Below are 25,590 nucleotides of genomic sequence, written 5' to 3'. Positions count from 1 at the left end.
GGTCCTATGTTAAACAGTAAAACGCTAAACAGTAACACGTCAAAACGTCATTCCCCGTTTTTAATCGTATCGCCCAGCTTGTTTTTAACCCGAGCGCCGCTGGCATTAGCCATTGCTGCCGCGCTGAGCACTTCTGCATTTGCACAAACCGATGCTATTGATAAACCCGATCCCAGCACTGAGATGGAAGTCATGGTGGTGACGGCGGATTTTCGCAGCTCAAGTTTAGAAAAAATGCCCTCCAGTATTACCGTTATCGACAGTCAAAAAATTCAAGATGAAAGCGCGCAGCACTTTGAAGATCTGCTTAATTCAATCGCCAACTTTAACTGGTCAGGTGGAAGTTCGCGGCCGAAGTATTTTCAAATTCGCGGCGTAGGTGAGCAAGAGCAATACCAAGGTGCACCAAATTCTTCTGTGGGTTACATCATAGATGATATCGATTTATCCGGTATTGGCATGGTGTCGAGCATGTACGATCTACAACAGGTCGAAGTGCTACGTGGACCACAGGGCACACGTTATGGCGCGAATGCCTTAGCGGGACTGATTTATCTGAAAAGTAACGACCCCACTGATGTGTTTGAACATGGTGCAGAAGTCTCGTTAGGTGATGATGATTTACGCACGTTTAGCGGTTTCAGTTCAGGCCCATTAACCGATTCTGGCAAGCTGCTTTATCGCGTTTCACTGCAGCAACATCAACAAAATGGCTACCACGACAACCTCTATTTAGGCCGTGACGATACCAATGGCCGCGATGAGTTCAGCGGCCGCGCTAAGCTGCGCTGGTATGCGACTGACGATTTGCAGTTTGATTTAACTGTGCTGCACGCCGATTTTGATAATGGCTATGATGTGTGGAGTTTAACCAATTCACCGACCCAGACGACATCGGATCAACCGGGTGTCGATAGCCAGCGCACCACAGGTGCAGGCTTTAAAGCGACCTATTCTGGCGCTGAAACCTTTGAGTTGACCTCGTTAACGTCCTTTGCGAATACCGATCACCATTACAGTTACGATGGCGATTGGTCGAACCCAGAGTATTGGGCTTCTAAGCAATGCAGTGATGACGATGGCAATCTGGCGCCGTGCCAATATGATTATTTTTGGGATAAAACGGGCCAACGTAAAACTGTGTCGCAAGAGTTTCGCTTAAGTTCTACCGAGCAGGGCCGAATCTTTGCGGACAGTACTGATTGGTTGCTTGGTGTGTACGGCATGAATCTGAAAGAAGATAACCAATTGTATTCTGAATACAATACTTTGCCGGATGAAGTCTTAGACTCTGAGTATGAAGCGACGAACTATGCCTTGTTTGGTCAGCTCGATACGGATCTGGGCTCAGATTATGCCTTATCTGTGGGCCTACGTTTGGAGCGCCGCAACAGTCATTACTCAGATACGAATAACGATAATTTCGACCCGAGTGAAACCATGTGGGGCGGTCATATTGCAGTGAGTAAAGTGCTGAATGACTCGCACAACGCTTATGTTCGTGTCGCGCGCGGTTACAAGGCGGGCGGTTTCAACATGACTTTACCTGTCGAATTGAACGATAAAAAAGAGTTTAGTACTGAGACGCTTTATAACTATGAAATTGGCCTTAAATCCCATTGGTTAGCTGGGCTTATCGATACTAATTTGGCGCTGTTCTATATGGACAGACAAGATCAACAGGTGGCGGCATCCCAGCAAGACCCTGATAAACCTCAGCGTTTTATCTTGTTCACCGAAAACGCTGGTAGTTCTAATAACTATGGTGCTGAGTTAGATGCGACCTGGTATGCCACGGATAATCTACAAATTTACTCAAGCTTAGGTTGGTTAGAAACAGCCTACGGTGATTACCAGTATCAGGATAAATACGGCACTGAGGTCGATTTAACTGGCCGCGATCTGGCCCATTCACCACACTTAACCTACAGCCTTGCCGGGACTTATCGTACCAATTCGGGCTGGTTTACTAACCTAAACCTGAGCGGTAAGAGTGAGTTTTACTATTCCGACAGCAATGAATCCCGCTCTGAGCCCTACACTATCGTCAATGCCCGCGTGGGTTATGAGGCGAGTGCATGGTCAGCCTATTTATGGGGCCGTAATTTGTTCAATGAAGAATACGGTGTGCGCGGCTTCTACTTCGGTAACGAGCCAGATAATGGCTGGGCTGAAAAGCAATATATTCGTTACGGCGATCCGCGTCAGATTGGCGTAACCTTTAACGTTAAGTTTATGTAAAAACTGATGTAATGGCACATGTCACTATGAGCCTATTGGGTTAACTCATGACTAAGCTGCAGTCCACTGTAAGGGCTACAGCTTCTCTCAAATTTAAGGAATTAAAATGAAACTGACCGCAGAAATTAGCATGTATCCCTTCAATGAGAACTACCTCGATCCGATTAAGTGGTTCATTGGCCGGGTGGATAGCTATCCTCATATCGAGCGCGTGACGAATGCGATGGCAACACAAGTGTGCGGCGATTATTTAGATGTGATGACTATGCTGGCGACCGAGATGCAAGCCGCCCATGAGAAGTGGGGCAAGGCAGTATTTGTGTGTAAGTTTATCGGTGGTGAGCTTAATTTAGCCCACAGCGAATAACGCTTTACCGTCACATACGCGATAAATAGGCAGTGAGAACAACACAATGACAGATTTATGGTTAACCTTGGTCGAGAGTATAAATGCGGCCTTTGGTGAAGTCCATGTGATGACCGCATGGGAAGCCTTGGCGGTATTGCTAGCCATGGCATATCTACTGCTGGCGATGAAGGCGAGCGTCTGGTGCTGGGCGGCGGCCTTTGCTAGTACCGCCATTTACACTGTGTTGTTTTGGAAGGTGTCGTTATTGATGGAGTCAGTGCTGAATATCTATTATATGGCGATGGCGCTCTATGGATATTGGCTCTGGACCCAAGGCGGCGATAAACATCAAGGGGTCAAAGTGACCACTTGGCCGTTGAAAACCCACTTGAAACTGATCGCGGTGACAGGCGTTATTTCGCTATTAGTCGGTCACGGCATGGCAACGTATACTCAAGCCGCGTTCCCGTATTTAGATGCGGCGACGACCTGTTTCGCTGTGATGACGACCTATTTAGTGGCGAAGAAAGTACTTGAGAATTGGCTCTACTGGGTCGTTATCGACATAGTGTCGATTTACCTTTATCTCAGTAAAGGCTTGATGCTGACCTCACTATTATTCGTACTCTATGTGGGGCTTGCAGTAGTAGGGTATTTCCTGTGGCGCACTGCATTAGCCGACGCCCGTGAGGCCAATGCCTTGAAGTTACTCAGTTAATGCTCGATGTAAACGCTGCTAAGCCATACTCAGCAGGCGAATCATTCAACGCACTCTTGCCCATACTCAAACGAGCTGGACTTGAGCAAGTGCTGAGCATTTGCGAACTTTCGGGCGGCTTGAGTAATCATAATTATAAGATCACTACGCCTGCAGGCTGTTATGTGCTGCGGGTCAATGCCGATGCGGCGGACAGTTTTTGCACCCGCCAGCAGGAGCGTTTTTACTGGCAACAACTCGCCCAAGCTAAACTTGCCCCAGCACTGCTGTGGGTGAGTGAAGATGAGCGCTACTACCTCAGTGATTTTATTGAGAGTGACCTTATTGAGAGTGACTTTATCGAGAGTGGCCTTATCGAAAGTGCTGTAGCGAGCGGAGCAGAGTGGGCGGCAATTGAACACAATGTGATTGATAGCGAACGCTTTCAACGTAAACGCTTCATCCATTGGCCTGCATTAGAGCGCCAAACCAGTGCCGCTGATTTTATGTTGGGACAGTCGTCTTTGGGCATTTTACATCACTGCGATTCACAACAAGCTAGTTTTAATCCTGAGCCTTGGCTGATGCCAATACAGCAAGATAAGCATCCCAACTCAGCTGCGCATTTACTGCTGGAATTATTGCTGCAATTGCGGGAACTGCCCACAGGTTCTTATGCCATTAGTATCACAGAGCAATGGCAGGAATATCACCAGCAGATGCTTGCCTATCAGGCATCTCTTGCGCTCACGCACGATTGGAGTGAGCGAGTCGCTAAGTTGCTTAACATCCAAATCGACATCAAACATTGGTGTGATGACTTAGCGGCTTGTTTAATTAAGCCGCAGTTTTGCCATCGCGATCTTAATCCCCACAATCTGTTACTCAAAAACAACCGTTTGTATTGTATTGATTTTGAGTATGCGACGGCGTCGCATCCACTGTGTGAGTTAGCCGTAGTGTTAGCGACCCATGCGTTAACGCCAATCCAGCAAAACGAGTTAGTGACACAGTATCTGAGTCAACATCTCTATGTCACGGCCCACGCCGTAGCGGCCGTGCCTGCCGCCATTGACATGTACTGGGTATTTGCTTGCTACTGGGCATTATTGATGGCAGCGCAAACGGAGGCCAGTCGTAGCGCCGACTATCTCGCATGGTTTGATTGTTTTTGGCCGCTCATCACCCAAGAATCATAGCGATTAGCTGCACGATTGGCGATTTAAAGCAGGCAAAGTATTAACATATTAAAAACCTTTATTAGACAAACTTGTTTGATATAAGAGGCAACTTTATATAGGCTCAAGCGTCATATTAGCAACAGTTCTAGGATGGATGATTCAGAATGAAAAAAGGCGTGATGCTACTTGTGTGTCTCTTAGGCTTAAGCGCCTGTTCCACTAAATTCAGTTACCATTTTCTCGATTGGGCTATCGGTTGGGAGCAAGAGGACTACGTTACCTTAGATAAACCACAGCAAAAGGCATTTGACGCCCTCATTGAAAAATTTGTCCTGTGGCATCAATCCAAAGAATTGTCCCACTATGTGGTGCAATTAACAGAAGTCGAAAGCCTCATCAAAACCAATACCTTAACACCAGTATTATGGGCCGAGCATGTGGAGATTGCTAAGCGGCATTGGTTTCGTTTGTTTGAGTTTGCTTTGCCAGAATTACTGCCCATCATCATGTCCTTGTCCGATGAACAGGTGAAGCAAATCCTCGCCAAATTACGGGAAGATGAGCAGGAGCTCGTCAAAGAGTTTGCCGGCAAAACTCCAACGCAGTTACAAAAAGAGGCCGACGAAAACCTTCAAGAGCAATTTGATGACTGGCTTGGCAGTGTGAGTGCAGAACAAAAAGTGCTTATTCATCAGTATAATCAACAGCGTTTATCCACCTTAGATATGTGGCTCGAATACCGCCACGAATGGTTACGTCAGTTTGAAGTTGCTCTTGGGCAGCGGGCAGATAAAGCGCTATTAACCGAGCGTTTGACCCTGTTGATGACGCAGCCCGATGAGCTTAAGTCTGAGCAACATAAAGTGTTTTTACGCAAAAATACTGAGGCATTTGGGACCTTACTGTTAGCGATGAACACGAGTTTGTCGGAGAAGCAGTCGAAACATTTTTATAAAAAGTTGGGTGGACTCATTCAAGATCTCACCGAGCTTAATCAAGAAGCCATTGAAAAAGAGGCGAGTGCAAAAAAAGCCTAGGCCATGAAAGATTTATTGGCTTGCTAGGGTCTATTCCTGCAAGCCAATAAATTAGTCAAAGAGAGACACTATGCCACTTGCATCCCTTTACCAAAAATTGCTCAATATGAGTCGCTATTTCGATGGCGTAGCGCCATTAGCCCTCAGGATTTACCTTGCGCCCGTGTTGATGCAAGCGGGTTATAACAAGCTCGCCCACTTTGACGATACGGTTGCTTGGTTTGCCAATCCCGATTGGGGTTTAGGCCTGCCAATGCCGGCGGTAATGGCTGGATTGGCGGCGGGAACCGAGTTCTTTGGCGCTATCTTATTGCTGCTTGGGCTTGCGACGAGGCTGATATCTATCCCTTTGATGGTCACTATGTTGGTCGCTGCATTTACCGTGCATTGGCCAAATGGCTGGTTAGCGATTGCCGATGGCAGTTCTTGGCTAGCTAACGACAGAGTGCTTGAAGCAGGGGATAAACTGGCGAAAGCCAAAGAAATATTGCAGGAGCACGGTAATTACGACTGGCTAACCAGCTCAGGTAACTTAGCTGTGCTTAATAATGGGATAGAGTTTGCGGCAACTTATTTCATTATGTTGTTGGCACTCTTTACCTTAGGCGGCGGTCGTTACACTAGCCTAGATTATTTTATCGCTAAGCGCTGCGGGGTTAAGTAAGCCTTTTATAAAGAGCTCTGGATTTTCAAGCGCAATCAAAGCGTTAAATCCCACCCATGCGGTGGGATTTTTTTATGCCTCTTTGCCAGCAATTTGCTATGCTTGAACGCAATTTATATCGAACTAGGATAAGAACTTGGACGCTATTGAACTTTTGCTCACCCGTCAATCGACCCCGCGATTAATCGCTCCCGCTCCCGATGCGACTCAATTAAAAATCATCTTAGATGCCGCCATTCGTGTGCCAGATCATGGTGCCTTAGCCCCATGGGAATTTATTATTGCCACTGATCAAGGGTTAAACACCTTAGCCGATATCTTTGTTGAGGCGGCTAAAGCGAGTGGCGCCGACGAGGATTTCGTTAATAAAGCTAAGGGCATGCCAATGCGTGCGCCTATGGTGATTACCGTGGTGGCGAAAACGCAGCAACATCCTAAAGTACCCGTACTTGAACAACAAATTGCAGCGGGCTGCGCGACGATGGCGATGCAACAGGCGGCTTTTGCCTTAGGCATAGGTGCTGTATGGCGAACGGGTGATTTTGCCTTCGATGCCAATGTGAATGCCGCCTTAGGCCTTGAGCCACACGATCAAATCGTCGGCTTTTTGTATGTCGGCACGCCAGCGGTTGTGGCACCCCAAAAACCGCAAAAGGACGGCAGCCAATACGTCCGTTATTTATGAAAAAGCTTATAGCTATTTTTTTATAAACATTGTCTATTTCTAGTGGAGAAATCCTATGCAAGTGGCGCGTACTCCTAGATTAATCCTGCGGCAGTTAACCCCAGCCGATGCTTCATTTATGTTAGTCTTGCTCAATAGCCAAGGCTTTATTGAGAATATTGGGGACAGAGGAGTACGCACGCTTGTGCAGGCCAAGGATTATATCCTCAATGGACCGATGAAAAGTTACGCCGAGTGTGGTTTTGGCTTTTACGCCGTCGTGCTCGCAGAGAATGGATTCACTATTGGCATCTGCGGTTTAATCAAGCGGCCGACGCTTGATAATGTCGACATAGGTTATGCATTCTTGCCGCAATATTGGGGTAAGGGTTATGCATTCGAAGCCGCGAAAGCCGCTTTTGACCTAGGTAAAAGTTTAGGTATTGAGCGTATTGTCGCGATTGTGAGCGCCCATAATGGTGCTTCAAAGGCATTGTTGAACAAACTTGGATTACAGTTTGAGCAGTGTTTACAGCTCAGCCCAGATGATGAGCCTGTTGAACTGTTTAGTTAGCTGTAACATATTGTTTATATGGGTTTTTATTTTATTGTAATTCGGCGTTCTTTACTCTAAAATTCCGCAAAATTTACTGTCGAGATATGGCAATCATATCTCTTATTGACGCCCCTCGAAAATCAGGCTCACTTAATCCCTCCTTGAGCCCTTGAGTACAGCAAAAGCGTAGCCCTTTTATTGGATGTAGCATAATGGTTTCGCAATTAAGTGAAGCAATGCTGGACGTGATCGCTGATGCCTTGGTAGACAAAGGCTATATCTTTTTATCTGACTTAGTTCCTCACAATATTAGCCAAGTGCTATTGGAAAAAATTCAATCGACGCAAGCACATGAGCTAAAAGCCGCTTCTATTGGTCGTGGCGCCGAGCAACAATTAAATCCCGATATTCGCCGCGACAGAATACAGTGGTTAGAAGAGCACAACGAGCCTGATGCCCAATATCTTGAGCTGATGACGCAACTCAAAAATGGCTTGAATCGTCGCTTATTTATGGGGTTATTCGACTATGAAAGCCACTATGCGGTATATCAGCCTGGGGCATTCTATAAGAAACATGTCGATGCGCTAAAAGGCAGTCAAAACCGCATCCTAACCACAGTGTTTTTCTTAAATCCTGACTGGAAAGCGGCAGATTGTGGCGAGTTGATTATTTATGATGAAGCTGACATTGAGATTGAACGCATCGCACCTAAAATGGGCCATTTTGTGATTTTTCTCAGTGAGCGCTTTCCCCATGAAGTGACTAAAACCTTGGCCCAGCGTAATAGCATTGCGGGTTGGTTTAGGGTCAGTAACAGCGTGCATGGCTTTTAACTTTAGTTTCTAGCTTTAGCTTTTAACTTAACCTGATATTAAACGCCTAAATGCCACCCACAGGTTTAGGTGTTTTTGCTCTTGATTATCGCTTTTGGTCATCACCAATCACCAATCACCAATCGCGACTGCGCAATGTCGTTGGCTATTTCTCGGATATTGATTGGCCATTTAGTGACTTATTCTTCCGCAGCAGTATTTATTCCAATCTGATTTAACGGTCATCTACTCATTTTTTCAAATTTTTTTACACTCTTAAGCTTTAGGTAATCTAAGCCGCCGACAATGGGATAAATTTGTCCAATCATGCTGAAAATAGGGTGTTTTTTTATTCTCGTTTAATGTTAGGCTAGATAAAAATGTGCGCAACAACACACTTTTCAATCATCTAACGGAGGCGAGACTGTGGGCTGTGAAGATAACTTAGGTTGTTTAACGGGTGAGTATATTGTGCTTGAGCCCTTATCTCTGTCCCATGTGGCAGCATTGAGTTTAGCTGTGACAGATGGTCAACTTTGGCGTTTGTGGTTTACTAGTGTGCCAGAACCCGCCGAGGTGAAGTCCTATGTGACTAAAGCCCTCGAAGAAAAAGCGCGGGGTCAGAGTTTTCCTTTTGCAGTACGAGATAAAGTGTCCGGTGAAATTGTCGGATGCACGCGAATTTGCAACTGGGAGTCTGAAAATCGTCGCCTTGAGATTGGCTACACTTGGTATGCAAAACGTGCCCAGCGTACGGGGATCAATACCGAAGCTAAGTTATTGTTATTGACCTTTGCCTTTGAAACCTTAGATGCCATTGCCGTTGAGTTTCGGACTCATTGGCATAACCAAGCCTCCAGACAAGCTATTGCGAGACTGGGTGCTAAGCAAGATGGTGTGTTGCGTAATCACAAAATTCTTAAAGACGGCACAATTCGCGATACTGTGGTGTATTCCATTATTGATGCTGAGTGGCCAGCAGTGAAAAACAGTCTGCAATTTCGATTGCGACAACGACCGCCAACACTCTAACGATAAAAAGGAAATTTCCATGGCAAGCATTATAACTCGAGCAGATGTGACTCATGCCCATGAGGTTGCAGTGTTATTCAATGAGTACCGACAGTTTTATGGGCGCAGGGATGATGTAGCGGCCGCGGAGCAGTTTATTCATGCAAGATTATTAGATGAGTCATCGGTAATATTTATTGCCAAAGATAATCAAGGGCTTGGATTAGGCTTTGTGCAAATGTATCCCAGCTTTTCATCGTTGCGTATGGCTCCTATGTTGATCCTCAATGATGTGTATGTGACTCAACATGCTCGATGTGTCGGAATTGGGCGAGCGCTAGTGCAGCAGGCCGCCAGTTATGCCAAAGCGCATAATATGAGTTATTTGATGTTAGAAACACAGCAAAAAAACCAGCGCGCACAGGGCTTGTATGAAGGCTTAGGCTTTGTGCGTAACCAAGATTTTTATATCTACGAGCTTGAGATCCACCGAGGGCTTGAGTAGGTTAATTTATGGCGATTAAAAGGAAAAGTAACATGTTAACTCAGGTAAAAACGTTAGTATTAGGTGGTTTAGTATTGAGTGCCAGTACTGCAGTTTGGGCTGATGAAGCAGAAAAAGCGTTTAGTAAAGAAGCTATTGAATGTGCCGCTTACTATCAAATTAGCTCAGAAGCCATTGGGGCGATGAATGCACCACAAATGCAGGCCGTGGGTGAGCGTTTAAAAAGCTCTAAAATTGAGTCTGAGAATCTAGCCAAGAAATACAGCTCTGAAGCTGAAGTGACTCAAGCAGTTGCCGCTGCTAAAGCGCGTCAAATCGAAAGCTTAGGTGGCTCAAGTAACTTAGGTGCGTTAATGGGTAAATATAAAGAAGAATGTAAAAACCTATTAGCCGATCCACAAAAGCGTTTAGATTATTGGACTATGGCAACTATGTAGTCGCAGGTTTTAGTCCGCACAGGTTTTTAAGCATGTGATTTTAAGCATTGTGATTTTAAACATGTGAAGTAAGGGAGCCTAAGGGCTCCTTTTTGCGCTAAGAACTTAGCACTGGGTTGCGCGAGTTCATTTTATCAGGCCCATGTGTGTTGGTTGCGGTCCGGTTGACTCAATGATTCTTAGCCAGCTAGGTTATTTTTGTTAAGCTGAAACTCAACTGGGGTTTTCAGGGTCTTATTGCCGAGGGTTGCTATTCTCGTTTTGTTTACGAATTGATCTTCAAACACCATCAAATATGAGCACTAACTAGGAGCAGTATGGTTTTAACATTAATGGCAGCGACTGTCTTGAGTGCTGGAGTCTGTGGATACCATTTAATCTATGGTAAACGTGTTCTATTGGCGCCGTTGTTAAAGGCAAATGTGTCCCAGCAGAGCAAGCAAATGTTGCGCTGTTTATTTCACTGCCAGTCAGTGTTTTTTGTGGCCTCAACTGCAGTACTTTTAGCCTGCGCACTTAAGGTGATCCCAGGCATGTATGCCTTTAGCTTATTGTTATTTCTTGGGATGAATTACGGGATCTTCGCGATTTGGCAGTTTTACATTGCCACTTTGAGCCCGCCAAATAGTGGCCAGATGATCATAGTGCAAGCCTTAATTTTCTTGCTGATCGGCACTTTGGCTATGCTGGGACCACTCTTGTCCGTCGCCTAAATCGCTGATCGCTTTTGGATAATCGTCGCGCTTAAAGCGTTAACGGCTTGAAGAAACAAAAAGCGAATTATTGGCTCGACTTAATCCCGTATTGGGCGGCGAGTTCGGCCAGTTTGCCATTGTCGATGAGTAGCTGAACCCAGTGTGAAAGCTTTTTAGCATCGAGTGATGATCTGAGGCTAAGTAAGATGCCGTTATCGTACTCTTGGTCCCATTTGTCTGATATTAAAAGTAAATGCCTGTCTTGTGGATTCACCTTTAAATAATACTGCAAATAGGAATGAGTGACGGGCGCTATGTCTGCCCGTTCGCGCAGAATGCTTTCGATAGAGGCCCTGTTGTTACTGACGAACAAGGGGCGAAATTGCTTTGCCAACTTGTCAGCATCGGTTTCAAAGAGGGCAAACTGATAGTGATAGCCCTTAACGAATGCGACTGACTTATTGGTTAAGTTTTTGAAATAATTTTGATTATGGGCTTTGGCCTTAAGCGCAATAAACACTTCCCCATCTATCATGTGTAGCGGAATAAACTGATCCGCTATTTTCTGCCATCCCCAAGCGGGGTTCTCAAATATCATCATGTCGAAGCGACCTAAGGCATAGGCTTTATATCTGTGCTCAACACTGGTGACGGTAAATTCAAAAAACACTTCTTGTTGTATTTGATTCAATGCATTAATGATATCGAGGGTGAGGCCTGTGTAGCGGCCGTCCTGTTGTAGATTTACATAGGGAGAAAATTGATAACCACCGACATGAATGGTCGGTATTGTGTTGGGCGCTGTTGTATTGGGTACTATTGTATTAGTTGCTGTGGGCGACTGATTGTTATCTTGGGCGATTGCGGCCGAAAATACGCTGATCCCTAAGATGAAACTAAAGAGTAGACGATACAACTGTCTTATTACCATGGTCACCCCTAATCATGCCAAAGGTTAATGATTTTTTACAAGTATACACAATTTAATTTACTCAACGCTGTCGATGTTGTGCGAATTTTGAATAGGTCATAGTAAGCTAGCGCAAACAGGATGAGGGAGAACTCACATTGAGCCAGATAAAATCTCAAGTGTGTGGCTGGGTTGAACAGGGACATATTACGCAAGAGCAAGCGAATACGCTTTATCGGCAGGTCACAGTGTTGCCAGATGCGTCGAGCTGGCGTGGCTTAATCGCTAACTTATTACTCTGGTTTGGCGCCTTGAGCTTTGCCTCTGGAGTGATTTTTTTCTTTGCCTACAATTGGCAATCCCTCGGGCGTTTTGCCAAATTTGGCCTTATTGAAGTGGCGATAGTGCTCGCCATCGGCGCATTTGCTTGGCTCTATTATCGTGCTAATTCCCTTTCAGCTGCTTCCCATTCCCATAGTCATAGTAACCAAAGCAACGACAGCAGATTTGGTGCGACGACAGCCAATGGTGTGTTATTGGCCGCGAGCGTATTGGTGGGCGGCTTATTAGCACTGGTTGGGCAAACCTATCAAACGGGCGCCGATCCTTGGCAGTTATTCGCCCTGTGGGCGTTAGTGATTTTGCCTTTCGCTTGGGTGGCGGGATTCGATGGTTTATGGCTGCTGCTGGTGGGACTTATTAACCTAAGCATAGGGATATTTTTAGATTCCTTTTCCCATTTATGGGGAGCCTTCTTGGATGAACAAGGCCAACTGCTGATCTTTATCTGTTTGAATTTAGCTATCTATTACGCTTTTGTTTTTCTAGACCGCAACGTCGTGGGGCGCTGGCATGCGCCAATTCTCGAATATGCGTGTTCACTGTTTGCGATGGGCTGTTTTACTTGGTTAATCACTTGGCTGATTTTCGATGATTTCTTTAAAGGTGATGGCTTTAGCACTGGTGTCATTAGTGGTTATCTTGCCCATCTAGTGTTGGGATTCGTTATTTTTCGCTATCGATTACCGCGTATTTATCCCTTGGCCTTGGGCGGTTTTAGCTTGATTGCCGTGGGCGCTGCGTTACTGATACGGCTGATGTTTGAGGACAATGATCCCATAGGCGGGTTTCTGTTTATTGGGCTTTATATCATTTTAGCAAGCACAGGCTTGAGTATTTGGTTAAAGGAACTGAGTCGCAAGCTTAAACCACTGTCAGAATCAGAGCTTGAGCCCGCAGCGAGAGCGACCCAAGGGAAAGTGGGAGACATTCATGAGCAACAATAATGGCTTACCGGATGGCGACATGGTGACCAATTCTTTAACGAGTTCAGTAGCGACTCCCTTAAAGTCTCCTTCAAAAGAGGATGCCGCTTTAATTGATGCATCGGGTGAATCCAGTCTGATAACCCTTTGGCAATCCTTGTATGCCGAGGGCAAAGTCAATACGCCCCAAATGCCAGAAAACCAGGATATTCCTTGGTATATTGCCGCTATGCAGGCCTTCGCTGCTTGGGTAGCCGCTTTGTTTCTATTGGGTTTTATGATGGCGGCATTTGGTGCTATTTTTGAGCGGGTAGGTGAGGGCGTCGCCTTATTTATCGGCTTAACCTATTTAGCCGTGGGCATTGGGCTGTACTTTTTACCGCGGCAACAGATCTTCATTGAGCAATTTGCTTTTGCCGCCTGTTTGAGTGGTTTAATCAGTGTGGCTTGGGGATTCTATGATTTAATCGACAATGATTTTAGCCTCAACTGGTATCTGTGTATGGCGGGTATTCTCTTGCTGTTGTGGGGCTTAATTGCCCATGGATTAGCCAAGTTTGTGTTCGCGTTTGGCTTAAGTTGGTGCGTGATTGGCCTCATGGCTAAGTTCGAATGGCTCAATGTCAGCCCAAGTCTGTTTGCCTTAATCATTAGCTTAGTGTTGTTCAATATCAATCGGTTCGGACGTCATTACCGCCGCGCGCGCATGCTTATCTACGGCTTTGCACTGGCATTAATTACATTGCAACTGATGCATGCCTTTAGCATGGACAGTATTTTTGAAGCCTTATTCAGTCCTTGGCAACAAAGTCTGTGGTTCACGCTTAGCCATCTGTCGATTATTTTCGTTATTTGCGGATTATTGTTGGTCAGCGTATTTCGCGAACGCCAACAATCACTTAGCTCAATGGCGGCGATAGGTTGTTTTCTCGGTTTACTGGTTATTAGCGGTTTATCTTTACCCATGCAGGGATTATCGACGGCTATCCTATTGATTCTGTTTGGCCATTATTGCAATGAGCCTTGGCTAAAAGGCATGGGAATTGTGTCGGCGCTGCTGTTTGTCAGTGGATATTATTATTCATTAGAAACAACACTACTGCTGAAATCTGCTTATTTGATGGGTTTAGGCGCGCTGTTGCTGGTGGCAAGGATGCTGATGTGGCGCTTATTTCCTGCCAATGAAAATGCCAAGGAGACTATGTGATGGGCAATGTGATGGGAAAACTGGCGGCTTCACATAAATGGGCGCTGGGCATAGTACTTTTTACGACCGTTGCGATTCTTGCAGGCGTGAATTGGCGCATTTTCAAATTCGAACAACTGCTTAATCACGGCCAAGTCGTGCGCTTTGCATTAGCGCCAGTCGATCCGCGCTCGTTAATGCAGGGGGATTACATGGCGCTGGAATATGCCATTGCCCGCGATGTGCGCAGCGCCTTAGCGCCGCAACAAATGCAGGGTCAGTTGTTGCTGGCACTAGATGGGCAAAAAGTGGCACGTTTTGTGGATTTTTATACTGACCAAGCGCTGGGTAAAGATCAGCTGCGGGTGCAATTTCGTGTTCGTGGTAATCAAATCAAGCTCGCATCGAACAGCTTTTTCTTTGAAGAAGGGCAAGCCGATCATTTCAGTGCGGCTAAATACGGCGAGTTTAGGGTGAACGCCCAAGGTGAGTTACTGCTGGTCAATTTACTCGATGAAAAACTTGAGCCCTTATAGCCCTGCGTCGGGGCTTTCATCCATTGGCTCTGCTTATGTTGTTAAGAGCGATTTATCCCCATTACATTGATTATTTCTGGCCGCATTGTTAATGGGCGGCCAGCATTCTCCGTACTGCTTTCTTCCTAGTTCTGATCGCTAAATCGCACCGATAATATCAATCTTAAGTTGCAACTTTGGCGCAACCAATTTGTAACCTTGGTCGCATATAGTATCGTCAGTGTTCGAGGTGACATCATCTTGAAGCATCTAAGCACATCAATTAAATCGCAATTCAATACAAAATATTAAAACAATACATTTAGGGGTCTCAATGTTTAACACTAAAACTGTGCTGGCGTTAGCTATCAGCAGCGTTTGTGGGCTTGCCCATGGCGCGGATAATTTGATCATTTCAGAATACGTCGAAGGCAGCAGCAACAATAAAGCCATCGAATTGTATAACCCAACTGCGGGCGTTATTGACTTAAGCCAATACCAATTGCGTTTCTATTTTAATGGCAGCACTAACGTCGGTACGACCATTGCGCTCACTGGCTCATTACCCGCGGGGGCAACTTATGTGGTTGCCGATAACGACGCGTCGGCCGATATTCTTGCGGTGACCAATCAACAAAGTACCGCCAGCTTCTTTAACGGCGACGATGCGATTGAACTGACTTATCAAAATCAAGTGATTGATAGTTTGGGTCAAGTCGGTGTCGATCCCGGTGCCGAGTGGGGCAGTGGTGATTTATCCACTCAAGACAACACCCTGCGCCGTAATCCTGAACAGCTAATTGCCGATCCCATCAGTGACGATGCGGTCAGCTTTAGCACTTGGTTAGGTTTTGCGAAGGATGATATTTCTGATCTCGGTAAATTCAGCGCTGGCACACCAACCGATCCCGTCGACCCTCCACCGAGTTCTTTAGTGTGCGGCGAAGAAGCCACAGCAATTCATGCGCTTCAAGGCGCGGGTGCTGCCAGTCCTCTTAATGGTCAAACCTTAGTGGTTGAAGCGGTTGTCGTCAGTAATCAAGAAGCCGGTCTTAAGGGCATTTTTGTACAAATGGCCGATAACGAAGCCGATAGCGATCCACAAACCTCGGAAGGGGTGTTTGTCTATACCGGCACTGCGCCCACAGCTTATGTGGCGGGCGATCGTATTCGTTTAAAAGCCAAAGTCACTGAATATCAAGGCTTAACTGAACTAACGACTGTATCAGATCATAAGTTGTGTGCCACTGCACAAGCATTACCAACAGCGGCTGTGGTGACCTTACCGGTTAACAGCAGTGATGATTTTGAGCCATTTGAGGGCATGCGTGTTCGTTTCAGCCAAGATTTAGTGGTGAACGAAGTCTACAACCTCGGTCGTTACGGCGAGATTTCATTAGGCAGTCAGCGTCACTTTATTGGTACGCAGGTGGCAGCACCGGGCGCGGATGCGCTGGCAGTGAGCGCAGCCAACCAACGTGACAGTATTTTATTGGATGACGGTTTAACGGTGCAGAATCCAGATCCTGTGCAATTCCCCGCTCCAGGTCTGAGCGCATCAAACACTGTGCGTGTAGGCGATAAAGCCACATCGCTTACGGGTGTAATGCACTATGGCTTTAATTTGTATCGCATTATGCCAATCGAGACGGTGAACTTTGTGGCGGAAAATCCACGTCCAATCGCACCCACATTGGTTGAGGGCGGTAATCTAAAAGTCGCTAGCTTTAACGTACTTAACTACTTCAATGGTGATGGTCAAGGTGCAGGTTTCCCAACTGCGCGTGGTGCCAATACGTTGAGCGAATTTGAGCGTCAAAAGGCGAAGATTGTCAGCGCCATGGTGGGCATTAGTGCCGACGTATTTGGTTTGATGGAAATCGAGAACGATGGCTTTGGCGCCAATTCAGCCATTGCTGATTTAGTCGCAGGCTTGAATGCTGCTGTGGGTGAAGCGCGTTACGCTTATATCGCGCCAACAGGCATCAATGCGATTGGCACCGATGCCATTACAGTTGGCTTGATTTATCGTAGCGATAAAGTCACGCCGCAGGGCGCTGCACGCATTCTATCCAGTGCCAATTCGCCATTAGATAGCGATCAAAAGCCCTTGTTTGACGACAGTAAAAACCGTCCAATGCTGACCCAAGCCTTTAGCGTGAACGGCAGTGAAGAGGGCGTGGTTGTTGCGGTTAATCACCTTAAATCTAAGGGCAGTGAATGTGCGGGCGATCCTGATCTCAATGATGGTCAAGGCAACTGTAATATCACTCGTACCCGTGCGGCGAATGCTGCAGGTCAATGGATCAGCGAGCAATATCCAGATCAAGGCGTACTGCTGATTGGTGATTTGAACGCCTATGCGCAGGAAGATCCATTAACGGCGTTAGGTAACGCGGGCTTTAGTGAGCTGTTTGCCAAACTTGAAAAGCCGAACCCTTATTCCTATGTATTCTCGGCAGAATCGGGTCAGTTGGATCATGCTTTAGCAAACGCTGCCCTGCTGGATAAAGTGGTGGATGTAACTGAGTGGCATATCAATACCGACGAACCGCGCGTATTGGATTATAACGAAGAGTTTAAGACGCCTGCTCAAATCCAAGACTTATTCGCTACTGATGCGTATCGCTCATCGGATCACGATCCTGTGGTGATTTCACTCTTGCTCGAAGCGGAAAAAGTCGCGCCAGTGGCCAGTTTCACCCAAGTGGTGAATGGCGCTGCGGTGCAACTGACATCCACTTCAACCGACAGCGATGGACAAATCGTGTCTGCCGAGTGGAGCTTTGGTGATAATACAGTCGCAGTGGGTGAGGTAGTGACTCACAGTTACAGCCAAAGCGGCGAGTATCTGGTCACATTAACAGTGACGGATAATGACGGCCTAACCCATAGCACGTCGCAAACGGTGACTGTGGTGGTTGGAGAGGTAAAACAACCGCCTGTTGCGCAAATTCAGCGTATCAATTTATTGTTCGTCGATATGTTTATCTCGACTAGCTACGATACCGATGGCGTAATCAAGCAACATAAATGGACGTTCGACAATGGCACCCGCGCTAACGGTCAAGTGGTATTACGCCTTGCCCGCCGTGGACAACACACAGTTGAACTGACCGTTAAAGATAACGATAAGTTAACGGATACTACGACGCTGACGTATCGTTAAGTCAGTCTTTGTATTCCGTTGATTTTAAGTGACGCCAAGCCCGCAGCCGCGGGCTTTTCTTTTTGTCCAAAAGCAAGATAACTTTGTCGTCAGTTGTGACACATCAATTGTCATTGTTTCCCCTGTGATTCGCCGCCTTTTTACTTAACAAGAAGCATTCCTGAGGGCCCTCATAAAATATCCCTGTTTTAGAAGGTTACAGGTGCAACAATGCCAATCTTAACTAACAATTCTGCTGTTTGTTTAGCCAAAAAGCTATTGCCCCAAAGCAAGATAACTTTGTCGTCAGTTGTGCAGCATGAATTGTCATTGTTTCCCCTGTGACTCGCCATAAACTCGTCCCTGAGGGCTCGACGACGGCATCCATGCCGCCAACGGTCACAGTTGCAACAATGCCAATCCTCACTAACCTTTTCGCTGTTCGTTTAGCTAAAAAGCTATTGCACCAAAGTGTGTTTCGTAGTTTGAATGCTTTAATCAAAATCAAAGTCGTGGGGCTTCACCCCACACCCGACCAAGGAGGACTGCTCGTCCTATCCTCCTTGGAGATCCTAAAAGTGGACACCCAGCCTAAATAGCGCAGTTGTTAACCTCCGACTATGCTTTGGTTAAGCATTGAACAAGGAGGTTTGTATGCCTCGCCCTCGCAGAACTCAGATAAGTGTTGAAGACACACCCTATTACCATTGCTGTAGTCGCGTTGTGCGGCGTGCGTTTTTGTGTGGTGACGATGCCTATTCGGGAAAAAATTATGACCATCGCCGCGCTTGGGTAGAATCGCTACTGTTTGAACTCGAAGCGGTTTTTGCTATTGATGTGGAGGCCTTTGCTGTGATGTCCAATCATCTGCATGTGGTGCTGCGTGTCGATATCGACAGCGCGAATCGTTGGACTGACCGCGAAGTACTTGAACAGTGGCATAAGCTATTTAAAGGCGATGAATTAACGCAAAAATTCGCCAAAGGTGAGTTAGTTGAAGCGCATGAGGTTCACAGATTAAAGCATTCAATTGCCATTTATCGCAGCCGTTTATGTGATATCAGTTGGTTTATGCGCTGCCTCAACGAACCCATCGCAAGACAAGCGAATCAAGAAGATAACTGTACAGGTCGTTTCTGGGAAGGACGCTTTAAATCGCAAGCCCTACTCGATGAAGCCGCCGTTTTAACTTGTATGGCCTATGTTGATTTGAATCCTATTAGAGCGCAACTGGCTGATACACCAGAACAATCCGACCATACCAGTATCCAGTTGCGTATTCGGGCTGCATTAAAAGGTGAGCAACCTAAAAATCTACTGCCTTTTATCGGTAATGAGCGCGACAACCAGCCCAATGCCATTGCGTTTTTATTATCGGATTACCTTGAATTGGTCGATGATACAGGCCGAATTATTCGAAGTGATAAACGTGGGGCAATCAGTGTAAATAGCGCTAAGTTACTGGCAAGATTAAATATCCCACATGACAATTGGCTCAAGCTCACTACTGAGTTTGGCAAGCTATTTCATGGTCCGGTGGGTACGCTGCAAGCACTCACTGATTACTGTGAACATCTAGAAAAGCGACGACGGCACTTTGCCGTAAGCTGTCAGCACTTTCACAGCAACTAACTGTAATCCTGCTTAACTAAACCAATCTCTGTCCATGTGTTTTATTGGGTGGGTTAGCATGTCTTAAATACACCATTTTTTAATGAATTAGCTCATTTTTATGCCTCAGCTTTAGTCCTTCAATTTTTGATGACTCTCATTTAAGCAATTTTAGCTCGTACAAGTTGTAGACAAACCAAAAGTGCATTATGTTGTTGATCTAAAATGGATGGCCAGATTTTTAGATTTTTGTTGAAGAGCCAGATGATGATAAAAAGCAACAGGCGGTTTGGTGGCATATTGACAATGCATTTTCTGAACCAGTGACAAATAGCGATTCCAAGTCTGACTATACGCCAACGCAGATAATTGCAGAGTTGATTAAGTCACTTGGTTACGATGGCATCGCTTTCAAAAGCTCACTTGGCAATGGGCATAACTTAGCTCTGTTTGACTTGGATAGTGCTCATTTTCAGTCGTGTTCGTTAAGCAAGGCTGACAAGGTCGAATTTTCTTTTAGTGGAGTTTCAACTCCTTTTTCTGACGAGTAAATTAAACATAACAAGCGAATGAACGAGGGACGTTTACTCGTGGCGCATTTTTTCATAGAAGCGCAGCGATTCTGGCGTTTCAATCAGTTTGGGTTAGTAAACGCCCGTGATTCGAACATTATGCATAGGAGAAAAAATGGAAGCTTCAACAACTATTAGAAAGATGATGGCTGGCAACAAAATAGTCGTCCCTGCATATCAGCGTGCATATTCGTGGGATACTCCGATGGAGAAATCAGACAGAAACACGCAAACAGACGTATTCGTGTCGGATTTAGAAGAATACAGCCGAAGTAATGCAATTAGTCCTTATTACTTTGGTCACTTCCTTTTTGAGGAAAAAACACAATATTTCAATGTAATAGACGGCCAGCAACGCTTAACAACCATTGTCATTTTCTTATCTGCTCTGTTTGTGAATCTGAAATCCATAAGGGCTTTATCTGAGGAAGAAGAAGTTTGCTATGAAGACATGGTGAAGAGGCGAAGCGCAATACGCTTTTCTACTGTTGACTACGATAATCAAGTATTCATTGACTATGTAATAGATCAAAACAAGTCTGCCCATAATGGCCTTGAAACAGAATCATCACGCCGAATCGTCAGAGCATTCGACTTTTTCAAAAAGCATCTTTCTAACAAGTCAGAATGGTATTTGACAAAAATGTTGTCTATTGTCGGTGGTGCAACCTGTACCACGCACCCGGTTCAAAATGAATCGGAGGCGATACAGATGTTTATCTTTCAAAACAGTCGCGGAAAACGACCGTCAAATCTTGAAATAGTTAAAGCTCAGTTCATGCATCAAGTGCATCTGCATGGGAGCGATAAAGACGAAGTGGAGTCGTTAATTGAGGAAATCAAAGGGCGTTTTGAAAAAATCTACAAATCAATCTCCTCGATCGAATACAGAATTAATGAAGATGATGTCTTGCTCTATACCTTGCGGGTTTACTTTAACTCGCTCTGGGAAACAAACTCTTTAGACAAAATCAACAAGATGTTGGCCATTGAAAACCCACTTGATTTCATCAAGTCGTTCTCAAGGTCGCTCTCGACAAGCTTTGAGCATCTATCACAGTTTTTTGGAAAACATGAGAGGGAATGTTTTGGGATTCATTCTCTCATATCACTAGGCGGAATTGCTGTTGCGCTTCCATTTGTAATCAAGGCGTACAGATATGGCTTGCCTCTTGATGAAATTGGAAAACTTTGCTCGTCTTTAGAGTCTTTGGTACTTAGGCATCGTTTGATAGGGACGCGGGCTGATATTACTTCAAGAATTAATGATGTGTTTGAGAAATTCACCGAGAACAACAAAGATATTTCGCCAATAATTGAACGCATTAAATGGATGAAAGGCACAACGGACTGGTGGTGGGCCTATTGGAATAATGAAAGATTGAACGAGTCCCTACAGGGAGGTATCAACCATTCAGTTGGAAAATACCTGCTCTGGAAATATGAAACTCATTTGGAGCAACAAGGTAAAGCCGGTTATTCACAGACTCGGTTCGATAGAATCATCAGTCCAGAACTAGAACATATTGCACCTACAACTGAGCCCGAAAGCAAGCCTCATGGCTATGACCATTATGATGAAGAATTCAGGAATCAATTTTTGAACTGTCTGGGAAATTATTTGTTGTTGTCAAAGTCGCATAATTGCGCTGTTGGTAATATTCCCCTTACCAAAAAACTGGAAACATATACTCACAATGAACAGCAGCGTGAAGTAAAGGGACTTGTTCCTGATAACGGAATTTGGAGCAGAGAAATAATTCAAAAGCGAAAAGATAAGATCATTAATGTAATTATGAGCAACTGCTAAAAGGGCATAACAATTACATGCACTCGGATAGCAAAAGCGCCGCTCGTTCCTTGCTCTGCTTTTTACTGCTGGTGATTTTCGGCGTTACGCCATAGAAATTTTATCCGAAATTCATCAGATACAGCCGACAACCTAACACGTTTATGTCCAAAAGTGTGCTGCGTAACGCTTTTAAATCTACAGATTACGCGAATGCACGAAAGGTGAGCCATGGTGATTTGCGAGACGACCGTCCGCCCCATGGACGGGGCGGTCGAGCATCCAAGGATGGACTGGCTGCGAGTCGACGAGCAAATACTATGGCAAGCCTGTGTGAGTGGATATTCGTAAATGCTAAAGTGCTAACAACTGAAATTACTGATCCCAAAACACTACTTTTCAACACATTTCTGTCCCAAAGTATGTTGCGTATGTCTTTTAAATCTAAAGATTACGCGAATGCACGAAAGGTGAGCCATCGTGATTTGCGAGACGACCGTCCACCCTCGGTCGAGCATCCAAAGGAAGGACTTGAACAACATCCTTGTTTAACTGCCAGTTCGCCGTCCATGGCTCTCGTTTATAAGCTCAGAAACCCTAGGTTTCTATTCACCATGTCGATGAGTGAATGACATGGCAAGACTGTGCGAGTGGATATCCGTAAACGCTAAACTGCTAACATCAAAGTGATAGGCCATTCAGAAGATTTTTCCAACACCTATCTGTTCCCAAAGCGTTATCAAGCTCTACGCTAAAATCACTCAAAACTGAGACCGAAATACTGATTGTTGGGATTGGACATAGAGAAACAAGACAATAAAAAAGTGCTTTATTTTTCAATAAAGCACTCATTTTAATCGGCTCAAGCACTCGTTAACCTACTGAACACACTACTGATTAAAGTACCGATCAAAGTACTATGTAGAGTGGCCAGCCGAGGAGGCCGACGAGACCTTCTTTATGTTCGAATCTTTCTAAGCGCTCGGGTGAAGCGTCGCTGAGTAAGAGTTCGCGATAGCTTTTCGCAAAGTGCAGGGTACGCAGTAAGGCGGGGACAAAGTTTTTACCGAGATCTTTACTGATGGTTTCAGCGAGTTCTGCGGGTAATTCTGCTAACGCTTTCTGAGTTTCCAATTCAATATGCTCACGGGTAAACCACTCCTCTTTTATGGTGATTTTGCCGATACGCTTTTTCAAATCTTGTCTGACTTTGGCGCCATCAAACAACAATCGATACAGTACCGCTTCGGCTAATACACTCTCTAGATTGAGAAAATCTAGTGGATCATAGCTCGATTGGGCGTAAAACTGTGCCAATAGGGCCGCAATCGACTGTTGGCGTTGATGTTCAAGCAGGGCATCTTGATAGGCTTCATAGCCTAACCATTCTTCCGCATCTGGCGGGCTAGACACTTGTTCAAGCAAGAACTTGTCGACATCGCCGTACAGTGACTTACCGTTGACGAGTTTATGCTTGCTGACAGTGCTGAGCATGCTCCAGCCTTTTTGAAAGCATTTCACTACGCCATCGGCGGTGATCAACAGGCGTATCGCCTGCTGCGGGTTTTGGTTTGACAATTCCATCAAACCAAGGCTCACCACACCAATGACATCGTGTGCCGCTTGTTCGAGCAGGTGCATTTTGTACTTGTTGTAAAACTTATCGGCCAGTTTGAGGCTCATCAAAATGGCTTTGGATTTGATTTGTGACAGCTGTTCACCGCTCAGCGTTTCGTCTGCTTGGCCTTGGATCAATACCTTGCTCAGGTAGGGTCCTTGATCTACATCACGCAGTACCAGTTGCATCAAATAATTCCTTAATCCAAAAAGCTAAACATATCATCGACTTCAGCGTATTCATCCGTCACTTGGTTTTTCTCTTTGGCTTGAATAACCAGCTCGTTGACAAACTTGCTGATGATCATTTCCCAACCTGAGCTTTCGTTTCGCAGCAAACTCTTAATGGCTTTTTCCACATCGGGCGCGAGCTCGTGGATCAAGGCCATTAGGCTGCGTGGGTCGTCTATGCTGAGGCTGTGTGCATCTTCACTGGCGACGCGGCTGTCGTAGCCGATGGTTTCAGTGTCTTCTTCGTCATCATAGAGATCTGTGTAGCCGTCTTCATCTTCATGTTTTTCGCCTAACATCATTTCGATGAAAGGGATCGACAGATAGAAGAGGCCCGCTGGATCTTCGGCGATACATTCTAGAATCGCAGTTTGCTTTTCTTCGCTATCTTGGATGCGAATTAAATAGGTCAAAAAATCAAAGGTATGCTGAATAAGTTCTTCGGCATTGTTTTTGATTTTTTCTTCCCAGTACAAAGGTTGCTGACAGACGATGTCGCGAATTTGTTCCGGGGTCATGAGTTCAGACATGATCGAAGGACAAGAGATATCATGGTGACTGTTGATTTGGGTCAGCGTGACGATATCCATGTGTTCGATAACTTCGACTAATTGCTCGTCGCTCATAGTATTTGCAATGATTTCAAAGCGTTTGCTCGCTTGTTTTGGCTCTACGTCCGCCAACTCTTTAATTTCGGCGACGGTAATCTCAATGAGACTAGTGTTCATTAGCGGTCCTCATCATCGTAGTGATCGTAGTAGCCATCTTCCTCTTCGCCTTCATCATCGTCGTCGTTATCTGAGGTGCCAACATAATCGTTGTCATCATCTTCATCGTCGTGATGCTTCGCTGCTGGCGTTGCTTTACCTTGATTTTCAAGTAAATACAGTACGGCGCAGCTTTCAATCAGTAAGGTTTCCGAGTAACCACGCACGGCTAACACTAAGGGTAAATCAGCATTGTTAAAGCCAATCGTGACTTTAAACTCATCCCACTCGGGTTGAGTTGCCGTGTTTATCCAATGTGCCCACTTGAGTTTGGCTTCGGCGGGAAACTTAATTCGACCGTAAAGCGCGACAGGCAGGTACTCAGGCACAGTATCGAGCATCTTAGGATCGGCTTCTAACACCTTTTTGATTTGGCTAGTAAATTGCTCTAGCGCTTTAGGTGTATCGGGATCGTCGTAGGACTCGATATTGTCGTAGGCATTATTTTTTAGCTCATTAATACGTGAGATATTCAGTTTTTTGACCATTTGGCACTTACTCTAGAAAACGCTCAAGGATAAAATTGATCCCACAGCTCGCGCATAGCGCTCGCGGGATCGGTCACTATGACGTTATTGAAATCTTTGATAAACGCATTTCGTCGCTTAGGATCGGACAACACATCATAAGCATTTTTAACGCGTTCAAGTTGTACGGCGGCTTGCTGCTTTTCCTCTTCCGAGGCGCCTAACAACTTGTCGGGATGATATTTGTTTGACAGCCGTCGATAGGCTTTTTTAATGTCGTCTTCTTTGGCACTGGGTTTTATACCAAGCACACTAAAGTGGTTAATCATACTTGTACCTGCAGGCGATGGGGCTGATATCGCGAGATAAAAAGGGTTTGACTCTGATTATCTTTAAATTCGTGGAATTATGATTAGTCAGCCGTGGATGATAGCAGAAATCCCCACCCAGCGGCAAACGCGCGAGCAGGAATTTGTGCTTTAGTGAAGGGTTAAAAATCCTTTAAACTTTAATCTGTTGTGGCGCATGGATTAAGTCAACCGCTATGCTGTTGAAATCCCGTTACCTAGCCAGATTGACAGCTAACTTAACCTTGTTTTTAGGCGAGATAATAGCCCTCGATTAAGGGCATATTTCAGTGCTGAATTCTTCGCTAAACGT

General features: G+C 45.4%; 25 protein-coding genes. 20 read left to right on the top strand and 5 right to left on the bottom strand.

Annotated features, from left to right (window positions below; translation table 11 throughout):
* Positions 1–6 precede the first annotated feature (6 nt).
* From KV201_RS08970 to KV201_RS08910, 13 genes are all read left to right on the top strand, one after another.
* Positions 7–2,241, top strand: a complete 2,235-nt coding sequence (locus KV201_RS08970; protein WP_226059112.1) for a TonB-dependent receptor — start codon at positions 7–9, stop codon at positions 2,239–2,241.
* A gap of 106 nt (positions 2,242–2,347) precedes the next feature.
* Positions 2,348–2,608, top strand: a complete 261-nt coding sequence (locus KV201_RS08965) for a hypothetical protein (protein ID WP_006081308.1) — start codon at positions 2,348–2,350, stop codon at positions 2,606–2,608.
* A 46-nt stretch (positions 2,609–2,654) separates the two neighbouring features.
* Positions 2,655–3,308 (top strand): nicotinamide riboside transporter PnuC, encoded by a 654-nt coding sequence (pnuC, locus tag KV201_RS08960; RefSeq protein WP_006086345.1) that lies wholly within the window; start codon positions 2,655–2,657, stop codon positions 3,306–3,308.
* Positions 3,308–4,486 (top strand): phosphotransferase, encoded by a 1,179-nt coding sequence (locus KV201_RS08955; RefSeq protein ID WP_226059111.1) that lies wholly within the window; start codon positions 3,308–3,310, stop codon positions 4,484–4,486. The genes pnuC and KV201_RS08955 overlap by 1 nt, the downstream gene beginning before the upstream one ends.
* 146 nt (positions 4,487–4,632) lie before the next feature.
* The gene (locus tag KV201_RS08950; RefSeq protein WP_226059110.1) at positions 4,633–5,505 is read left to right on the top strand and encodes a DUF6279 family lipoprotein; all 873 of its coding nucleotides are present in this window, start codon (positions 4,633–4,635) and stop codon (positions 5,503–5,505) included.
* 70 nt (positions 5,506–5,575) lie between these two features.
* A complete protein-coding gene (locus tag KV201_RS08945; RefSeq protein ID WP_011846585.1) occupies positions 5,576–6,169 on the top strand; it encodes a DoxX family protein in 594 nt (197 codons plus the stop codon).
* A 136-nt stretch (positions 6,170–6,305) separates the two neighbouring features.
* Positions 6,306–6,854, top strand: a complete 549-nt coding sequence (locus KV201_RS08940) for an NAD(P)H nitroreductase (RefSeq protein WP_226059109.1) — start codon at positions 6,306–6,308, stop codon at positions 6,852–6,854.
* Positions 6,855–6,909: 55 nt separating this feature from the next.
* A complete protein-coding gene (locus KV201_RS08935) occupies positions 6,910–7,407 on the top strand; it encodes a GNAT family N-acetyltransferase (protein WP_006081314.1) in 498 nt (165 codons plus the stop codon).
* 194 nt (positions 7,408–7,601) lie between these two features.
* Positions 7,602–8,225 (top strand): 2OG-Fe(II) oxygenase, encoded by a 624-nt coding sequence (locus tag KV201_RS08930; RefSeq protein ID WP_012587854.1) that lies wholly within the window; start codon positions 7,602–7,604, stop codon positions 8,223–8,225.
* 405 nt (positions 8,226–8,630) lie between these two features.
* The gene (locus KV201_RS08925; protein WP_226059108.1) at positions 8,631–9,236 is read left to right on the top strand and encodes a GNAT family N-acetyltransferase; all 606 of its coding nucleotides are present in this window, start codon (positions 8,631–8,633) and stop codon (positions 9,234–9,236) included.
* A 19-nt stretch (positions 9,237–9,255) separates the two neighbouring features.
* The gene (locus KV201_RS08920) at positions 9,256–9,720 is read left to right on the top strand and encodes an N-acetyltransferase (RefSeq protein ID WP_006086352.1); all 465 of its coding nucleotides are present in this window, start codon (positions 9,256–9,258) and stop codon (positions 9,718–9,720) included.
* A gap of 32 nt (positions 9,721–9,752) precedes the next feature.
* Entirely contained in the window at positions 9,753–10,157 is a 405-nt protein-coding gene (locus tag KV201_RS08915; protein WP_012088930.1) for a hypothetical protein, read from the top strand.
* Positions 10,158–10,474: 317 nt separating this feature from the next.
* Positions 10,475–10,870, top strand: a complete 396-nt coding sequence (locus tag KV201_RS08910; RefSeq protein WP_006081319.1) for a hypothetical protein — start codon at positions 10,475–10,477, stop codon at positions 10,868–10,870.
* Positions 10,871–10,937: 67 nt separating this feature from the next.
* On the opposite strand, the gene KV201_RS08905 is transcribed toward KV201_RS08910, so the two are convergent.
* Positions 10,938–11,783 carry an ABC transporter substrate-binding protein gene (locus tag KV201_RS08905; protein ID WP_226059107.1) on the bottom strand — a complete coding sequence of 282 codons (846 nt, stop codon included), beginning with the start codon at positions 11,781–11,783 and terminating at the stop codon, positions 10,938–10,940.
* A 137-nt stretch (positions 11,784–11,920) separates the two neighbouring features.
* Between KV201_RS08905 and KV201_RS08900 the strand changes: the two genes are divergently transcribed.
* The 7 genes from KV201_RS08900 (at position 11,921) to KV201_RS08870 (ending at position 21,869) form a co-directional block, all read left to right on the top strand.
* On the top strand, positions 11,921–13,048 hold the full coding sequence (locus KV201_RS08900; protein WP_226059106.1) for a DUF2157 domain-containing protein: 1,128 nt from the start codon (positions 11,921–11,923) through the stop codon (positions 13,046–13,048).
* Entirely contained in the window at positions 13,035–14,234 is a 1,200-nt protein-coding gene (locus KV201_RS08895; protein ID WP_226059105.1) for a DUF4401 domain-containing protein, read from the top strand. Before KV201_RS08900 ends, KV201_RS08895 begins: the two co-directional genes overlap by 14 nt.
* Positions 14,234–14,749: a GDYXXLXY domain-containing protein gene (locus tag KV201_RS08890; RefSeq protein ID WP_226059104.1), complete on the top strand. Its 516-nt coding sequence runs from the start codon at positions 14,234–14,236 to the stop codon at positions 14,747–14,749. The genes KV201_RS08895 and KV201_RS08890 overlap by 1 nt, the downstream gene beginning before the upstream one ends.
* A 313-nt stretch (positions 14,750–15,062) precedes the next feature.
* Positions 15,063–17,897, top strand: a complete 2,835-nt coding sequence (locus tag KV201_RS08885) for an ExeM/NucH family extracellular endonuclease (protein ID WP_226059103.1) — start codon at positions 15,063–15,065, stop codon at positions 17,895–17,897.
* Positions 17,898–18,530: 633 nt separating this feature from the next.
* Positions 18,531–19,508 (top strand): transposase, encoded by a 978-nt coding sequence (locus KV201_RS08880; protein ID WP_226059102.1) that lies wholly within the window; start codon positions 18,531–18,533, stop codon positions 19,506–19,508.
* Between the two features lie 302 nt (positions 19,509–19,810).
* Positions 19,811–20,038 (top strand): RES family NAD+ phosphorylase, encoded by a 228-nt coding sequence (locus KV201_RS22635; protein ID WP_226059101.1) that lies wholly within the window; start codon positions 19,811–19,813, stop codon positions 20,036–20,038.
* A 136-nt stretch (positions 20,039–20,174) separates the two neighbouring features.
* Positions 20,175–21,869, top strand: coding sequence for a DUF262 domain-containing protein (locus KV201_RS08870; RefSeq protein ID WP_226059100.1), 1,695 nt, complete (start codon positions 20,175–20,177; stop codon positions 21,867–21,869).
* Positions 21,870–22,757: 888 nt separating this feature from the next.
* On the opposite strand, the gene KV201_RS08865 is transcribed toward KV201_RS08870, so the two are convergent.
* The 4 genes from KV201_RS08865 to KV201_RS08850 are packed head-to-tail and all read right to left on the bottom strand — an operon-like array spanning position 22,758 to position 25,259.
* Positions 22,758–23,654: a hypothetical protein gene (locus tag KV201_RS08865; RefSeq protein WP_226059099.1), complete on the bottom strand. Its 897-nt coding sequence runs from the start codon at positions 23,652–23,654 to the stop codon at positions 22,758–22,760.
* 11 nt (positions 23,655–23,665) lie between these two features.
* Positions 23,666–24,424, bottom strand: a complete 759-nt coding sequence (locus KV201_RS08860; RefSeq protein WP_006086363.1) for a hypothetical protein — start codon at positions 24,422–24,424, stop codon at positions 23,666–23,668.
* Positions 24,424–24,951, bottom strand: coding sequence for a hypothetical protein (locus KV201_RS08855; RefSeq protein ID WP_006081329.1), 528 nt, complete (start codon positions 24,949–24,951; stop codon positions 24,424–24,426). Before KV201_RS08855 ends, KV201_RS08860 begins: the two co-directional genes overlap by 1 nt.
* Positions 24,952–24,974: 23 nt before the next feature.
* A complete protein-coding gene (locus tag KV201_RS08850) occupies positions 24,975–25,259 on the bottom strand; it encodes a J domain-containing protein (protein WP_006081330.1) in 285 nt (94 codons plus the stop codon).
* Positions 25,260–25,590: the final 331 nt, after the last annotated feature.

Source organism: Shewanella sp. SR1 (assembly GCF_020447145.1).
GTDB lineage: Bacteria > Pseudomonadota > Gammaproteobacteria > Enterobacterales > Shewanellaceae > Shewanella > Shewanella baltica.
This window is presented reverse-complemented; position numbering and strand designations above follow the sequence as displayed.

Coding starts and splice junctions, on each gene's coding strand:
- KV201_RS08970 (WP_226059112.1), top strand. CDS start 7: ATGTTAAACAGTAAAACGCTAAACAGTAACACGTCAAAACGTCATTCC.
- KV201_RS08965 (WP_006081308.1), top strand. CDS start 2,348: ATGAAACTGACCGCAGAAATTAGCATGTATCCCTTCAATGAGAACTAC.
- pnuC (WP_006086345.1), top strand. CDS start 2,655: ATGACAGATTTATGGTTAACCTTGGTCGAGAGTATAAATGCGGCCTTT.
- KV201_RS08955 (WP_226059111.1), top strand. CDS start 3,308: ATGCTCGATGTAAACGCTGCTAAGCCATACTCAGCAGGCGAATCATTC.
- KV201_RS08950 (WP_226059110.1), top strand. CDS start 4,633: ATGAAAAAAGGCGTGATGCTACTTGTGTGTCTCTTAGGCTTAAGCGCC.
- KV201_RS08945 (WP_011846585.1), top strand. CDS start 5,576: ATGCCACTTGCATCCCTTTACCAAAAATTGCTCAATATGAGTCGCTAT.
- KV201_RS08935 (WP_006081314.1), top strand. CDS start 6,910: ATGCAAGTGGCGCGTACTCCTAGATTAATCCTGCGGCAGTTAACCCCA.
- KV201_RS08930 (WP_012587854.1), top strand. CDS start 7,602: ATGGTTTCGCAATTAAGTGAAGCAATGCTGGACGTGATCGCTGATGCC.
- KV201_RS08920 (WP_006086352.1), top strand. CDS start 9,256: ATGGCAAGCATTATAACTCGAGCAGATGTGACTCATGCCCATGAGGTT.
- KV201_RS08915 (WP_012088930.1), top strand. CDS start 9,753: ATGTTAACTCAGGTAAAAACGTTAGTATTAGGTGGTTTAGTATTGAGT.
- KV201_RS08910 (WP_006081319.1), top strand. CDS start 10,475: ATGGTTTTAACATTAATGGCAGCGACTGTCTTGAGTGCTGGAGTCTGT.
- KV201_RS08905 (WP_226059107.1), bottom strand. CDS start 11,783: ATGGTAATAAGACAGTTGTATCGTCTACTCTTTAGTTTCATCTTAGGG.
- KV201_RS08895 (WP_226059105.1), top strand. CDS start 13,035: ATGAGCAACAATAATGGCTTACCGGATGGCGACATGGTGACCAATTCT.
- KV201_RS08890 (WP_226059104.1), top strand. CDS start 14,234: ATGGGCAATGTGATGGGAAAACTGGCGGCTTCACATAAATGGGCGCTG.
- KV201_RS08885 (WP_226059103.1), top strand. CDS start 15,063: ATGTTTAACACTAAAACTGTGCTGGCGTTAGCTATCAGCAGCGTTTGT.
- KV201_RS08880 (WP_226059102.1), top strand. CDS start 18,531: ATGCCTCGCCCTCGCAGAACTCAGATAAGTGTTGAAGACACACCCTAT.
- KV201_RS08870 (WP_226059100.1), top strand. CDS start 20,175: ATGGAAGCTTCAACAACTATTAGAAAGATGATGGCTGGCAACAAAATA.
- KV201_RS08865 (WP_226059099.1), bottom strand. CDS start 23,654: ATGCAACTGGTACTGCGTGATGTAGATCAAGGACCCTACCTGAGCAAG.
- KV201_RS08860 (WP_006086363.1), bottom strand. CDS start 24,424: ATGAACACTAGTCTCATTGAGATTACCGTCGCCGAAATTAAAGAGTTG.
- KV201_RS08855 (WP_006081329.1), bottom strand. CDS start 24,951: ATGGTCAAAAAACTGAATATCTCACGTATTAATGAGCTAAAAAATAAT.
- KV201_RS08850 (WP_006081330.1), bottom strand. CDS start 25,259: ATGATTAACCACTTTAGTGTGCTTGGTATAAAACCCAGTGCCAAAGAA.